The sequence below is a fragment of the Bacillus cereus group sp. BfR-BA-01347 genome (genome assembly GCF_022663835.1).
Classification (GTDB): Bacteria; Bacillota; Bacilli; order Bacillales; family Bacillaceae_G; genus Bacillus_A; species Bacillus_A thuringiensis_K.
This window is the reverse complement of the sequence record NZ_JAKUGG010000035.1, coordinates 19,641-35,156: the sequence shown is the minus strand read 5'-3', so window position 1 is coordinate 35,156 and position 15,516 is coordinate 19,641. Positions and strand designations below refer to the sequence as shown.

Sequence of the window (15,516 nt, the reverse complement as noted above, 5' to 3'; positions counted from 1 at the left end):
TTGCAAAAAAAGAGGAGAATGGTTGTGTTAGAAAATAAATTAGATATCAAAAATCAGTTGGAATTGAATCGAGTGGAAGAACGACTATCAAAAATGAAAATCAAAAATTTATATGATTCAGGAGAGATAAACCACATAGAAGTTGGTACATTCAAGGGTCTTTCTGACATGCATAAATACCTATTGGAGGATATTTATTTCTTTGCTGGAAAGGTTCGAAAGGTCAACATAGCGAAGGGGAATTTTCGCTTTGCCCCTGTTATGTACTTAAACCATTCATTAGAGCATATTAGCACTATGCCACAAACAACCTTTGATGAAATTGTTGAAAAGTATGTTGAAATGAATATTGCCCACCCCTTTAGAGAAGGAAACGGTAGAGCGACTAGAATATGGCTAGATTTAATCTTTAAAAATGAACTTCATCAGGTGGCCGACTGGAATAAAATTGATAAAGAAGATTATTTATTGGCAATGGAACGCAGCCCAATTATAGATATTGAAATTAAGCATTTACTCCAAAATGCACTAGTAGATGAAATAAATAGTCGTGAAATATTCATGAAAGGAATTAATATTAGTTACTATTATGAGGGATATACCGAATATGATATAGAGAATTTATAAAACAAAAAGGGCTGAGATAGCCCTTTTTGTTTTACACTTTGACAAGTATTTTTTATAAAAAATACTTGTCAAAGTGTAAAATTATAAGAAAGGATGGCGGTTTTGTACGTCTATTTCTGTATCCAATGAATTACAACTATTTGCATAAGAAATACAAAGCTTTTTATCGTTAAATATCTGACGAAATCTTGCCAGAGAGTTTGATTTCTTACGACGAACCCGTAAATTTCAAACAAAAGATATACCCAGTTCATGGGTAAGGATGAAAAAAAGAAAGAAATTCAAGTGATAAAATATGAAATAATACATATTATAATTATTTATTAAGATAAAATGTTATATTTTTGGGTGGAATATATAAATGGAGGAAATGTAATGAACAAGAATTTAAAATTTACTCAAATGATGATCGGGATTAGCACGATGGCATTATCATTTGGAAGTATTCAAACACAGGTATCAGCAGAAGAAACAGCATCCTATAATATCTTACAGATGAAACCAATGGGGACAGAAACTTCAAAAGATGAAATTGTACATGCTACAACAGCGGACGAAACATTGACTTTTGAAGAGCGTTTAAAAGTAGGCGATTTTTCACAACGTCCTACTCTAGTTATGAAACGTGATGAAAGTCAATTAAAGCAAAGCTACACTCTGGCAGAACTGAATAAAATGCCTAATAGCGAACTCATTGATACATTATCAAAAATTTCTTGGAATCAAATTACGGATTTATTTCAATTCAATCAAGATACGAAAGCATTTTATCAGAATAAAGAACGCATGAACGTTATCATTAATGAATTAGGACAACGAGGAAAGACGTTTACGAAAGAAAACTCAAAGGGCATTGAAACATTTGTTGAAGTATTACGTTCTGCTTTTTATGTGGGATATTATAATAATGAATTAAGTTACTTAAAAGAGAGAAGCTTCCATGACAAATGTTTACCAGCATTGAAAGCGATTGCGAAAAATCCAAACTTTACATTAGGTACAGCTGAGCAAGATAGAGTAGTAGCTGCGTATGGAAAATTAATTGGTAATGCCTCTAGTGATACTGAAACAGTACAGTATGCGGTAAATGTTTTAAAACAATATAATGATAATCTTTCAACGTATGTAAGCAATTATGCGAAAGGACAAGCCGTATATGAAATTGTAAAAGGAATTGATTATGATATACAGTCTTATTTGCAGGATACGAATAAGCAACCTAATGAAACAATGTGGTATGGAAAGATTGATAACTTTATAAATGAGGTTAATAGAATTGCTCTCGTGGGGAATATAACAAATGAAAATAGTTGGCTAATTAATAATGGCATTTATTATGCAGGTCGTTTAGGGAAATTTCATAGTAATCCATACAAAGGATTGGAAGTTATTACACAAGCGATGAGCTTGTATCCTCGTCTAAGTGGACCTTATTTTGTAGCAGTAGAACAAATTAAAACAAACTATGGTGGAAAAGATTATAGTGGAAATGCAGTAGATCTACAGAAAGTACGTGAAGAAGGGAAACGACAATACTTACCTAAAACATATACATTTGATGACGGATCAATTGTCTTCAAAACAGGAGATAAAGTAACAGAAGAAAAAATTAAGAGATTATATTGGGCAGCCAAAGAAGTAAAAGCACAATATCACCGTGTAATTGGTAATGATAAAGCACTAGAACCGGGTAACGCTGATGATGTACTAACAATAGTAATTTATAATAATCCAGATGAATATCAATTAAATAGACAATTATATGGATATGAAACAAACAACGGTGGAATTTATATTGAAGAGAAGGGGACCTTCTTTACATATGAGCGTACGCCAAAGCAGAGTATTTATAGTTTAGAAGAGTTATTCCGTCATGAATTTACTCATTATTTACAAGGAAGATATGAGGTTCCTGGTTTATTTGGAAGCGGAGAAATGTATCAAAATGAACGATTAACTTGGTTCCAAGAAGGGAATGCAGAATTTTTTGCAGGATCTACACGTACAGATAATGTTGTTCCGCGTAAAAGTATGATAAGTGGCTTATCATCTGATCCAGCAAGCCGTTATACAGCAAAGCAAACTTTGTTCTCAAAATATGGATCATGGGACTTTTATAAGTATTCCTTTGCACTACAGTCATATTTGTATAATCATCAATTTGAAACATTTGAGAAGCTTCAAGATTTAATCCGTGCAAACGATGTGAAAAATTATGACTCATATCGTGAATCATTGAGCAACAATACACAATTGAATGCAGAATATCAAGCGTATATGCAGCAGTTGATTGATAATCAAGATAAATATAATGTACCGCAAGTAACAAATGATTATTTAATTCAACACGCACCAAAGTCGTTAGCTGAAGTGAAAAACGAAATTGTGGATGTAGCAAATATAAAAGATGCAAAAATTACAAAATATGAGTCGCAATTCTTTAATACATTTACTGTGGAAGGCAAGTACACAGGTGGTACATCAAAAGGTGAGTCTGAAGATTGGAAAACGATGAGTAAACAAGTAAATCGAACTTTGGAGCAGTTATCCCAAAAAGGTTGGAGTGGTTATAAAACAGTTACAGCCTATTTCGTAAACTATCGTGTGAATGCAGCTAACCAGTTTGAATATGATATTGTTTTTCATGGTGTTGCAACAGAGGAAAAGGAAAAAACAAATACTATAGTAAATATGAATGGACCATACAGCGGGATAGTAAATGAAGAAATTCAATTCCATAGCGATGGTACAGAAAGTGAAAACGGAAAAATTATTTCTTATCTATGGAACTTTGGAGATGGTACAACAAGTACAGAAGCCAATCCTACCCATGTATATGGAGAAAAAGGAACATATACTGTGGAACTAACAGTGAAAGATAGTAGAGGAAAAGAAAGTAAAGAAAAAACAAAAGTTACTGTAAAACAAGATCCGCAAACAGGTGGATCTCTTGAAGAGGAGAAGGTACTCCCATTTAATACGCTTGTAAAAGGAAATCTGGTTACTCCTGATCAAACAGATGTTTATACGTTTAATGTTACAGATCCAAAAGAAGTAGATATTTCTGTGGTAAATGAACAAAATATTGGGATGACATGGGTACTTTATCATGAATCAGACATACAAAATTATGTAGCTTGTGGTGAAGATGAAGGAAATACTATAAAGGGGAAATTCGTAGCGAAACCAGGCAAATATTATTTGAATGTTTATAAATTCGATGATAAAAATGGTGAATATTCATTATTTGTAAAATAAATTCATATCCGATATGTATAAATGCTTATCAAAAAACAGTTACTGTAATTCAAAAGGACAGTTAAATGAAATAAGACCGTTCCTAATTATAGGAACGGTTATAAACTTATCATGTGCTGGAGGTCAATCCGAATGGCATGGAATACCTTCTCTAAACAGTATAGACATGAAAATTAACGAGTATACGTAATGATGGCAAACAACAAAACGAAACGGTTACGCTATATAAAAGCGTAACCGTTTCGTTTTGTGACAGTGGCTCATTTATTACATGATATCCTATGGCATGTATTTTGTATTTCATTCTCCTACACACTACTAATTTGTGAAGTATAAGTAAAATTTATGTAAAAAAATAAAATGAAAAATTCTAAAAAAAAGATAAATATTTTCAGATGTTTTTATGCATATTAAAAACTAGGAGGTGATACACAATGGCAAACAATAATAGTGGAAGCCGTAACGAATTATTAGTTCGTGGTGCTGAAAGTGCAATCGATCAAATGAAATATGAAATCGCACAAGAGTTTGGTGTGCAACTTGGTGCAGACGCAACAGCTCGTTCAAATGGATCTGTTGGTGGTGAAATCACAAAACGTCTAGTAGCAATGGCTGAACAACAACTTGGCGGTGGATTCACTCGCTAATTTTATAGTAAATGGATGAAAAGGAGAGATTATATATCTCTCCTTTTTTATTGGAAAATATCTGGGCAGAGTCTCTTCAGGAGATTTAAGTAAAAGGTCAAACTCCTTTTCTAGATAGCATGAGCTAACCTAATAGTTAGAAATTCATCATTTTGGAACATACTTAATGATAAAAAGCAGTTAGCAAAAGCTAACTGCCATAAGAACATTACATCTATGAATTTAAGGAGTACACATAGTATGCACAAAAGTTTCAAATTTATGTAACTAAAATTAAAATAGAGCAGTTAGTTGTAGCAACTGCTCTATTTAATACAACCTGGGTAAGAAGCAGGTTGTAATGTTTATTATAGATGAAATATTAGTTTTTATTCAGACGTTGAATTATCTTAATTTATTACGACTGTGTCTTGGTCTATAACATCACTATCAAACATGTTTGTTGCACAAACTCCATTAAAAGCATTCACAATGAACCAACATTGGAGGCACTCGGACCATAATACCCTTTTGTATTTTCTTTTGGAGAAACATTATAAAAATCCCCTATATTTATTAAATTATGTATTTTGAACAAGAAGTTTAGGTATAACAGATGGCATAGTATTCACCTGCTTCGTAAGTGAGTATTAAAAGTAATATTTTTGAAAAAGATGATTAGGTGTATTTTTAGTAATTACAGTAAAAAGAGCAGCTAGCAAAAGCTAACTACTCGGTAACCAATTTGTTCTAAAACAGGTTAGTTATATTTTGGACAAATTATTAAAAAGTATACAACATAGAAGAAAACATAAAAGAGCAGTAATCTATGTTAACCGCTATAATGAACACCAAAACAAGGGAAGAATATTTATTTTTTAACTCTTAAATAAACTACTATTAAGTAATTACAATATTTAAAAGTAAAAAATGACTTTTGTTAATTACAAAAATCATTTTTTATACCAATTATATTTATTAATTGTTTATTACATTTAATAATATAAATAATTTTATTAAAATAAACGGGGCAAGGAAAATTAACCCAACTGTTGCACATGTTGAAGAGTAAATCCAAAGGGAGAAGTGTAGAAAAAAGAATGACAACAAATTCTCAAAAATCATTATTACGTAGGGGGGAATCTGTAGATAAGATTATAATGTTAACTTGAAATTTTTTTCATCATTAACGTATTATTCTCAAAATGATATAAATCCTCCAAATTAAAGGAGAAATCAAATATGAAATCATCGATAGATAGTATTCAAGAAAGTAAAAGATTAAAAAATCAACAAAAGGATGAGAAAGCAACATGGAAATCAATGTCTATGTTTCTAGTTCCCTTGCTTTTAAGTAACATATTACAATCAGTTGGACAATTATTTGGTATGGTGGTAGTAGGGCGATGGCTTGGTGTGAAGGAATTAGCTGCCATTTCAGCATTTTTCCCATTATTCTTTTTACTTGTTTCGTTTGTAATTGGGATTGGATCAGGTAGTTCGATTTTAATTGGTCAGGCATTTGGTGCCCGTAATGAAGAGCGTTTAAAAGCCATTGTTGGTACGACGTTAACATTTACCTTTATAATAGGAATTATTTTGGCAATAGTGGGAAATGTATTTGCTCTGAACATTATGCGTCTTATGGGTACGCCAGAAAATATAATTGATATGAGTGTGCATTATGCACGTATTTTATTTATTTCTATGCCAGTTTTATTTCTATATTTCTCTTATACAACGTTTATTAGGGGTACAGGAGATTCTAAGACACCGTTTTATTTCTTAATTGTTAGTACATTCTTAAATATAATTCTATTACCTATTCTAATTTTTGGTTGGCTAGGAGCACCCAAACTTGGTGTATATGGAGCTGCTTATGCTTCTGTTATCTCAACCATTGTAACATTTATTGTTATGCTTATTTACTTAAAGAAGAAGAATCATCCACTGCAATTAGATGAGACCGTACGGAAATATCTTCGTATGGATTGGGAATTGTTAAAACTATTATTACGCCTTGGAATTCCAGCGAGTATTAATATGATTCTTGTTTCATTATCTGAGATTGCGGTAATCGCATTTGTGAATCGTTTCGGTTCTGATGCGACTGCTGCATATGGGGTTGTAAACCAGGTTGCAAGTTATGTTCAGATGCCTGCAGTCAGTCTCGGAATAACAGTATCCATTTTCGCTGCGCAATCCATTGGTGCAAAGCAATTTAATCGATTACAGGAAGTTATTCGTGCTGGAATCGTTATGAACTATATAATTGGTGGTATATTAATTGCTTTTATTTACTTGTTTTCAAGAGAAATCTTATCGTTATTCTTAACGAGCTCGAATACAATCGAAATTGCACATAGTTTGGTGATGATTACACTTTGGAGTTATTTAATTTTCGGCCATGCTCAAATTATTGGTGCGACAATGCGAGCAAGTGGAACTGTATTATGGCCCACTATTATCGGTGTTGTATCGATATGGCTTGTAGAAGTCCCAGTTGCTTATTACCTTTCTTATCATACAAATCTTGGTATAAAAGGAATATGGATTGGATATCCAGCTGCATTTATTGTAAGTTTACTTTTGCAATATGGATATTATAAATTTTCATGGAAAAAGAAACGAATTTCACGACTTGTTAGTTAGGATAGAAGGTGAAAAGATATTCCCTTATAAGTTGTCAATTTTAGGGGGATGGTTACGACATCATCAAGCTAATATAACCAAGTTACCCTCAAACGGGGTATCTTGGTTTTATATTGTAAATTCAATATCACTCATTTATAAATTTAGTTAGTAACCAGAGTCTTCAGAAGTAAGATTATCTATCATTTTATAATCGTATTTTTGCAATGGTTTTTCAGCAGGCCCTTCAAGTACTTCTCCTGTATACGAGAATCGTGAACCATGGCATGGACAATCCCAAGAACGTTCACCATTGTTCCATTCAACTTCGCATCCGATATGAGTACAAGTTGTATCTACAATATGAAGTTTACCTTCTGCATCTTTGTAAGCTCCTTTTCTATGGCCATCAATATCAATGACGGCTCCTTCATCGTTAGATAAATCATGAATACATTTTTGAGGAATCTCTAACTTTCCTTTAATTAAGTGACCAACAACATTGGCATTTTCGACTAAGAAATTCTTTAAACTAGGATTCATGTGGAAACGAGAGGGAGTATATAATTCCCGATATTTGCTTTTTTCCTTTAATATGATGTCTCGGAATAAAAGAGCAGCTGCAGTCCCATTAGTCATACCCCATTTTCTGTATCCAGTAGCAATTAATATATTTCTCTGATCGGAGGTGATTTCTCCGATATAAGGAATTTTGTCTAGTGTAATTAAATCTTGAGCTGACCAACGATATGCAATATTTTCAAGCCCAAAAACTTGTTGCCCGAATATTTCCAAGGCTTCATAATGTTTTAGTGTTTCTCCGCCTTGTCCCGTTTTATGACTTTCTCCAGAGATAAGAATAAATTTTTCTCCATTGATTGTTGTAGAACGGAGAGAGCGTGTCGGTTCATCTACACTAATATACATACCTCCTGGATAATCTGTTTTTGTTCTAGCAGCAATTATATAGGAGCGATCTGCATGCATTCTTGTAGAGTAAAGTCCTGCGCCTTCATAAAAAGGGAAATGGGAACAAGAGAGAATATACTTTCCTGTAATTTGAGCTCCTCCACGGGTAAGAACCACAGGTTGCTCGCCTGTTTTTATATTTACTGCTGTGGTATTTTCAAAGATGTATCCACCTTTTTCTGTAATTATATTTGAAAGATGGGCTAAATATTTAAGGGGATGGAATTGTGCTTGATTTCTCATAACAAGTGCATTGTGTATTTTTAAGTTAATAGGAAGTTTGTTTACAAGTTCGCCTTCAATACGAAGCTCTTTATAAGCTTCTGCTTCTTTTTCTAACTTAAATGCATATTCTTCTGTTGTGGAATACAGATAAGCATCTTGTTGAGTGAAATCGCAATCAATGTGATGTTTATTAATTGTGGCTTGAATGAAATTTAAAGCATCTATGTTTGCTTCGTAATACAATCTTGCGGTAGTTTTTCCAGTATATCTGATAAGCTCGTCATAAATCATATCATGTTGAGCAGTAATTTTAGCTGTCGTATGTCCAGTCGTTCCATTTAATAATTTGTCCGCTTCTATAACTGCGACTTTTAAACCTTCATTTACTAAAAGATAGGCAGAAGTAATGCCAGTAATTCCTCCACCTACAATAATAACATCGACTTGCATGTCATTTTCCAAGGAAGGGTATTTTGGTAAATCGATACTGCTCGTCCAATAAGATTCGGCATTATGGGGTAATATTCCATCGTAATTATTGTTATTTGTCAATATATATCCTCCATCCAATGGTTTATAGATCTATTATTTCCATTTATTAGAGAGGTAAACTTTGAGTTTAGAAAACAGCAAATTGTGGCTGGATGGCATGTTCAATTTAGATGTAATTTCATGTGAATAAAAGTAATTTGTCTATAGTAAATATCTTTAATTAACTATCATGTTCAGAAAGATAAAAAGTAGAAGATCCACATGGTGAAACAAGATACTTCTTATGTTTGCTTTATGACTCGGAGGGTATTTTTTCTCTATTCTAGACATTGTGTTGCCCTTAAATAAATTTTAATCAAATTAATACTAAATAATCTTGATAAACAATCATAGAAAAGAGCGTGCTTTGAAAAAGGTAAATCAAAACACGCTCTTAATATTTTCAGTTGGTTTATTCTTTTATAAAAAAGTTTAATCATTTCCTATCTGCATTACTATACTATTAGACTCTTTTCTTTAATAAGTCTAAAAGTTAATGTGCAGAATTCAAGTGCTTATAAGGAATACTTAGCCAACTGTTCACCCCAAGATGATAATTCAGTTTCCATAAATCCTGCTTTTTTATATACAAATTTAGCTGTAAGGTTTTCAGGAGCATATCCAATCATTATTATGGAAATGTTTGCGTTATTATTTCTTCTTATCTCATCAATTACCAGATGTATAGCTTGTTTACCTATACCTTGTCCTTGAAATTTTTCATCAATCATAAGTCTATAAATCCAATAATTATTATCATCAGGATCTATCCCAAACATAGTAAATCCTATCATTTTTTCATCAAGATAAATACCGTTTGCATAGAAATTATCTAGAAATTGAACTTCTGCGATAGAATAAAGGTTGGATGCAATAAATGTTTGTTGTTCTTCTGTAACAGAAAGTTTAATGGCTTCTTCCCAATTACTTTTGTCAATAGCCTTTAAATAAATCTTATTCAATCTGATACTCTCCTTCCAATATTGAAGAGGAAGCACGTAGTTTATGGGCTAGTGATACGTTATCCTCTTGTTTTTTTGCCCAATCAAATAGAAATATTTTCTCATCGACAACGCCTCCTTAAAGGTACAATTCAAAATAAATTATTATAATCAATATAAATATATTCTTTCCACTATAAATTCTTTTCCTGTTAAAAAGACCCTATTTTTCTATCTAATTTATCTAAGGTATATGATACCAAATATCGGGAGAATCTCTTTGCAAACAATAATATTTCACCTTGAATAAAGAATGACGTTTTTTGTTTTGGAGAAGAATATGATTTTTAACTTGATAGCAGTGTGTCTGTACACTATTGTCATCAACCTATTATTCTATGATTTTTGTTTTTATTTACTTATATTTTCATTGTTACTGAACTCTACTTCAGTAAAAGTTTGTTTATACCCTAGATTGCCTCGTGTGAAAATAAGAATAAGTAAAGCGACAAATCCCAATCCTATCACTACAAACATATCCGTATTCTTTAAAACAGGGTTGGTGGAATGAGTTTGTGCTAAACTAAACGTATTTACACTCGCATGAATTAGCATGACAATAAATAAGTTACCGTGATTGCAGTTATAGACCCAAGTAAGAATAATTGAGATCGGCAAACATAGTAAAATAAAAATTGGTAAATGAATATATAGAAGAGAAAGGTCAGAACCCGGGCCACCCCTTTGTGCAGCCGTTAAGAAATGTGGAAGATGCCAAAAAGTCCACAAAACACTAAGTAGTAATGTAGCTTTTAACGGTCCAAATTTCGATTGTAATCGAGGCAGAGCGAAACCACGCCATCCGATTTCTTCGGGTAGAGGCCCACCGAGAAAGAAAATTGCTACAAAAGAGAAGAGATAGGTTATAAAAAATTCAAAATTAAGGTCACGGAAAGTAGGTATCTCTCCATTTACTATAACCATCCCCAGAAACATTGCAGCTGGGATAACGATGAGAGTAAACAAGTACCAATTCAAACCGACCTTAGTAGTTAGAATACTTTTTCTAACTTTTTTCCATGACTCTTTGCCTTCAAGGGTTCGCAACATGATACACGCTGCTAACATAGGGCCTGCAAATGCATTGGCAAAAAAGAAAATATCAAATGCCTTTGTTTTAGGGAAAATACCCCATTGAGATAAGATAAATGGAATTAATACAATCCATGAGAATAAATATGCCATTACAAAAAATGAAGTTAACGGATAGGATTCCAAATATCCCCTCAGACCTGTTGATGAGTTTTTTGATTTTGTTAAATACTTCAACACAATCACCTCTTTATTTATAAAATACCTTATATGTGCTAATTCTACATATTTTCATACAGAACCTTTTTGACGTAATAGAGTTGAGTTTTTTGTAAGAAAGGAGCGATAAATTACCAAAGAAATATAGAAATTTCTATAACAGTTTCCTTCATTTCCTTGTCTATCTTGAATGCATCTGGGGGAACATCCCATGCCTATCAAATTAAGAACATTGACAAGATGAAATTTGTCTATTAGAACTAAAATATTCTTAATGCAGAGGTAGACTCTTACAAATGTGGTTATTAGTGCTTCACTAACACGATTCGTTGAAGCCTCAATATAGAGGCATACTAGATTACGATGTTTTTCCGTAACAAATGTAGTTAAAAGTTTTTAGGTTTAGAGAGAGTTATAGGGGGTATACATACATTATAAAGAGTTGATTGGAGATAAACTTTATAGTGAATTAGTCTATAAAACTTACATTCTTACTTTAAATAAAAGGGGGGAGTATATATGAGTAAAAGGTTAATGAATAAGAGGATTCTATTTATTTTGTAAACGAGGGGCGTGTGAAAAATGAAAAATATGAAACGTAAGCTAGGAACCTTTGCGCTTACAATGACTGGGATTGGTTCGATTTTAGGATCTGGCTGGTTATTTGGTGCATGGAAGGCCGCCAAAATATCCGGGGGGGCCGCTATCTTTTCTTGGGTCTTAGGAATGATTGTAATATTATTTATTGCCTTACCATATAGCGAGTTAGGAGCCATGATTCCAGAGGCTGGCGGAATGGTAAAATATACCCAATATTCACATGGAGATTTCGTAGGATTTATTGCTGCATGGGCTAATTGGATAGCCATCGTCTCAGTTATTCCGGTTGAAGCTATAGCCTCAATACAATATATGAGCTCGTGGCCTTGGGAGTGGGCAAGTTGGGCCAAAGATTTAGTGGATAATGGAATGCTGACTTCAAAAGGTCTTGCAGCTGATTCTTTACTTATAATCATATATTTCTTTTTAAATTATTGGACAGTTAGTCTATTTGCAAAAGTGAATTCATTAATTACCATATTTAAAATTATAATTCCTGGTCTTACAATTGGTGCATTGCTATTTGTTGGATTTCATGGAGAGAACTTTACTAGTCATCAGGACTTTCATGTATCTAATTGGTCAAATGTATTAACTGCTATGGCAACATCTGGTGTTATTTTTGCATTCAATGGTTTTCAAAGCCCAATTAATATGGCTGGTGAAGCAAAGAACCCAGGGAAATCTATTCCTCGGGCAGTTGTAGGATCCATTTTAATTGCAACTGTAATATATGTATTATTACAAATTGCTTTTATCGGTGCTGTAAATCCCGATATGATAATTAATGGATGGTCGAATTTAAATTTCAATTCACCATTTGCTGATTTAGCGATAGCACTAAATATTAATTGGTTAGTTATTGTATTATATTTAGATGCTTTTGTATCTCCTTCTGGTACAGGTACTACTTATATGGCAACCACATCACGCATGCTATACGGAATGGAGAAGAATGGATATTTTCCTAAAGTTTTTGGGAAATTACATCCTATATATGGTGTGCCTAGATTTGCCATGATGTTTAATTTAATGATTTGTTTTGTTTTTTTATTTTTATTTAAAGGATGGGGTGTTTTAGCTGAAGTTATTTCAGTAGCTACATTAATTTCATATGTTACTGGACCTATAACAGTAATGACTCTGAGAAAAACAGCGCCTAATTTTCATCGTCCTTTCTATATAAAAGGATTAAATATTATTGCACCTTTAGGGTTCATTTTTGCATCATTAACATTATATTGGGCAAGATGGCCATTAACAGGAGAAGTAATGTTTATTATACTTATGGGCTTACCTATATATTTTTATTATCAATTAAAAACAAAATGGGTTGGATTTAAAAAGAATTTTTTAGCTGGATTATGGATTGTCGGGTATTTATTATTTATGATTTGTATATCGTACACTGGAAGTGAAAGATTTGGTGGGTTAAATATTATAACTTATGGATGGGATATGGTACTTATTTCAATTGTTTCATTTCTATTTTATAGATGGGCTATAAATAGCGGATTTAAAACAAAAGATTTAAAAGTAGCTCAGAAAATTAATGGGGGAATTAGTTAAATAATATACATAAATTAGAAAAATGGATTTATAAGGGTTACCGTATAATATTTTTGAATATCCCCAAAACGGGGTCCCGTCAGGAAAATGCAGATTTACAACGTTAAGCTTATTTTCCTGACGATTCCTCTGTTTTTAACAACGTTAAGAAAGTTTTAGTGGTCTTAAAGCATCTAATGAGATCGCTTTCTCCGAATTAAAATGATATTCTCCTAGTAAATTAATATGTTCCCAACCTAGAGGCGACATATGGCGCAATAATTCTTCATTAAAACTACCAGCCTGTTTTTGATATTCAACTGCTTTTGTTAGATGTAAGGTATTCCAGATACTGATGACATTAATGATTATATTTAAGGCACTAGCCCTTTGCAGTTGATGCTTCCCTAAGCTTACCCTGCTTTCAGAAGAAAATAGCTCTTGCCAATCCATTCATGGCTAGATTTAGCTGAAGATAATCCATACAGCCAATTCTTAATTACGGTTATGGGTGGTGTTAACCAATTAGAGCGAGATTTTATCCGTATGAGTCAACGTGAAGGGATTGAACTGGCTAAGAAAGAAGGGAAGTTTAAAGGTCGGTTAAAGAAATATCATAAAAATCACGCGGGAATAAATTATGCAGTAAAGCTATATAAAAAAGGAGGAATGACCGTAAATTACATTTGTAAAATTACAAATGTGTCCAGAGCTTCGTTATACAGAAAGTTAACAGAAATGAACAATTAACTAATCTTTATTCTGCTAAAGGGGATTTTTCGAATGGTTAACGAAATCATTATTATATGGAAGTTTATTTAAAGATAAAGAGGACTTGAGGAGCTTCATATGACTGCAGAAATATAATTGTCACCACTTCCATATCTGGAGGCAATGGATAGGCGGGTACTTGCCAACCGAACACACGCAATTGTCGAGATAAATCATAAAGATTCCAGTTTGATGTGTAGCCATCTTTCAGTCGCCAAGCGAAAACAGGAATATCCGACCCATCGGACAAAAGTTCAAACGATTCGATCTTCTGAATGGCCTTGCTTAGAAAAAGAGCGACTTTCTGAGAAGTCTTTTGGACATCATAGTACCCACTTTTCCCTAAACGTAAGTAATTGTAATATTGCAGGAGAACTTGTGCACCGGGACGAGAGAAATTCAGGGCAAAAGTCGGCATATTTCCGCCCAAATAGGAAACGCGAAAGATTAGATCCTCAGGGAGATCTTCAGCTTCCCGCCAAATTATCCAATCTAATCCAGGATAGACTAATCCATATTTATGTCCGGATACATTGATGGACTTCACCCTTGGTAATTGAAAATCCCAGACTAAATCTGGTTGAAGAAACGGTGCTATAAATCCTCCCGAAGCTGCATCCACATGCATGGGAATGTCAAGATCAGTCTTCGCCTGTAAATCATCCAACGCTTTCGAAATTGCGGCAACCGGTTCGTAAAGACCGGTATAAGTTTCACCAAGAATCGGTACTACACCAATCATATTTTCATCCACGGCTGCGAGGATCCCCTGAGGATCCAATTGAGGATGTTCAGGGCTAACCTTCACATAGCGTGGTTCAACCTCCCAATAATTCGCGAATTTTTCCCAAACGACCTGAACAGCAGAACTAAACACAATATTGGGACGATCTACCGGCTTCCCTTCGCTTTTACGTGCATTTTGCCAGCGTCGCTTTAAGGCAAGCCCACCGAGCATACATGCTTCTGACGGTCCAGTTGAAACGCCCATAGTCGTAAGGGGGCTGGGCGAATGCCAGAGGTTGGCTAAGATACGGACACACCGCTCCTCAATTTCAGCTGTCTGTGGGTATTCGTCTTTGTCAATCATGTTCTTGTCGAATGATTTTGCATATGATTGCTCTGCGGCAGGCTCCATCCATGTGCTAACGAATGTTGCAAGATTCAGGCGGGTGTTGCCATCAAGAGCAATTTCATCATGGACGATTTGATACGATGTTTCGGGTAACATGTCTTCATCAGATATATGAAAGCGTGGAACGACGGATTCTCCTTCATGGGCAAACAGAGGATTTACAGAAAATTCGTGAGGCAGCTCTTTTTGCATGTGAAGTGGTAGAGATTGTGAATTATCTGGCATAATCTCTTTTTTTGTATGTATCGTTTTGAACTTCTGCTTTTCGATCCTGTGGCATACAAGTCCCCCTTAATTAAATTTTTAACAAACATATTATTTACAAAAAATCATTTGTTAAACC

8 protein-coding genes and 4 pseudogenes are annotated in these 15,516 nt (G+C 33.6%); 6 read left to right on the top strand and 6 right to left on the bottom strand.

What is annotated here, in order from left to right:
* Positions 1 to 18: 18 nt before the first annotated feature.
* The 3 genes from fic (at position 19) to MR143_RS30010 (ending at position 4,532) form a co-directional block, all read left to right on the top strand.
* The gene (gene fic, locus MR143_RS30020; protein WP_003303862.1) at positions 19 to 627 is read left to right on the top strand and encodes a protein adenylyltransferase Fic; all 609 of its coding nucleotides are present in this window, start codon (positions 19 to 21) and stop codon (positions 625 to 627) included.
* 375 nt (positions 628 to 1,002) lie between these two features.
* Positions 1,003 to 3,885 (top strand): collagenase ColA, encoded by a 2,883-nt coding sequence (gene colA, locus MR143_RS30015; protein WP_131250759.1) that lies wholly within the window; start codon positions 1,003 to 1,005, stop codon positions 3,883 to 3,885.
* Positions 3,886 to 4,319: 434 nt separating this feature from the next.
* The gene (locus MR143_RS30010; protein WP_000002845.1) at positions 4,320 to 4,532 is read left to right on the top strand and encodes an alpha/beta-type small acid-soluble spore protein; all 213 of its coding nucleotides are present in this window, start codon (positions 4,320 to 4,322) and stop codon (positions 4,530 to 4,532) included.
* A 389-nt stretch (positions 4,533 to 4,921) separates the two neighbouring features.
* Here MR143_RS30010 and MR143_RS30005 read toward each other — a convergent pair.
* Positions 4,922 to 5,134 (bottom strand): annotated as a pseudogene (locus MR143_RS30005) (spore germination protein).
* A gap of 700 nt (positions 5,135 to 5,834) precedes the next feature.
* Between MR143_RS30005 and MR143_RS30000 the strand changes: the two are divergent.
* Entirely contained in the window at positions 5,835 to 7,163 is a 1,329-nt protein-coding gene (locus tag MR143_RS30000; RefSeq protein ID WP_374267714.1) for an MATE family efflux transporter, read from the top strand.
* Between the two features lie 147 nt (positions 7,164 to 7,310).
* Here MR143_RS30000 and MR143_RS29995 read toward each other — a convergent pair whose 3' ends face one another.
* The 3 genes from MR143_RS29995 to MR143_RS29985 form a co-directional block, all read right to left on the bottom strand.
* Positions 7,311 to 8,888, bottom strand: coding sequence for an FAD-dependent oxidoreductase (locus MR143_RS29995; protein ID WP_131250757.1), 1,578 nt, complete (start codon positions 8,886 to 8,888; stop codon positions 7,311 to 7,313).
* A gap of 494 nt (positions 8,889 to 9,382) precedes the next feature.
* Positions 9,383 to 9,829 carry a GNAT family N-acetyltransferase gene (locus tag MR143_RS29990; RefSeq protein ID WP_199718148.1) on the bottom strand — a complete coding sequence of 149 codons (447 nt, stop codon included), beginning with the start codon at positions 9,827 to 9,829 and terminating at the stop codon, positions 9,383 to 9,385.
* A gap of 390 nt (positions 9,830 to 10,219) precedes the next feature.
* Complete coding sequence (locus tag MR143_RS29985; protein WP_000876424.1) at positions 10,220 to 11,137, bottom strand: CPBP family intramembrane glutamic endopeptidase; 918 nt, start codon at positions 11,135 to 11,137, stop codon at positions 10,220 to 10,222.
* 564 nt (positions 11,138 to 11,701) lie between these two features.
* Between MR143_RS29985 and MR143_RS29980 the strand changes: the two genes are divergently transcribed.
* Positions 11,702 to 13,288 (top strand): APC family permease, encoded by a 1,587-nt coding sequence (locus tag MR143_RS29980; protein WP_242281230.1) that lies wholly within the window; start codon positions 11,702 to 11,704, stop codon positions 13,286 to 13,288.
* A gap of 144 nt (positions 13,289 to 13,432) precedes the next feature.
* Here MR143_RS29980 and MR143_RS29975 read toward each other — a convergent pair.
* Positions 13,433 to 13,727, bottom strand: a pseudogene (locus MR143_RS29975) (Tn3 family transposase); the annotation flags it as partial.
* Between MR143_RS29975 and MR143_RS29970 the strand changes: the two are divergent.
* Positions 13,721 to 14,017, top strand: a pseudogene (locus tag MR143_RS29970) (helix-turn-helix domain-containing protein); the annotation flags it as partial. The pseudogenes MR143_RS29975 and MR143_RS29970 overlap by 7 nt on opposite strands.
* Positions 14,018 to 14,129: 112 nt before the next feature.
* Here MR143_RS29970 and MR143_RS29965 read toward each other — a convergent pair.
* A pseudogene (locus tag MR143_RS29965) lies at positions 14,130 to 15,453 on the bottom strand (glutamate decarboxylase); the annotation flags it as partial.
* Between the last annotated feature and the right edge of the window lie 63 nt (positions 15,454 to 15,516).

Coding starts and splice junctions, on each gene's coding strand:
- MR143_RS30000 (WP_374267714.1), top strand. CDS start 5,835: ATGTCTATGTTTCTAGTTCCCTTGCTTTTAAGTAACATATTACAATCA.
- fic (WP_003303862.1), top strand. CDS start 19: ATGGTTGTGTTAGAAAATAAATTAGATATCAAAAATCAGTTGGAATTG.
- MR143_RS30010 (WP_000002845.1), top strand. CDS start 4,320: ATGGCAAACAATAATAGTGGAAGCCGTAACGAATTATTAGTTCGTGGT.
- MR143_RS29980 (WP_242281230.1), top strand. CDS start 11,702: ATGAAAAATATGAAACGTAAGCTAGGAACCTTTGCGCTTACAATGACT.
- colA (WP_131250759.1), top strand. CDS start 1,003: ATGAACAAGAATTTAAAATTTACTCAAATGATGATCGGGATTAGCACG.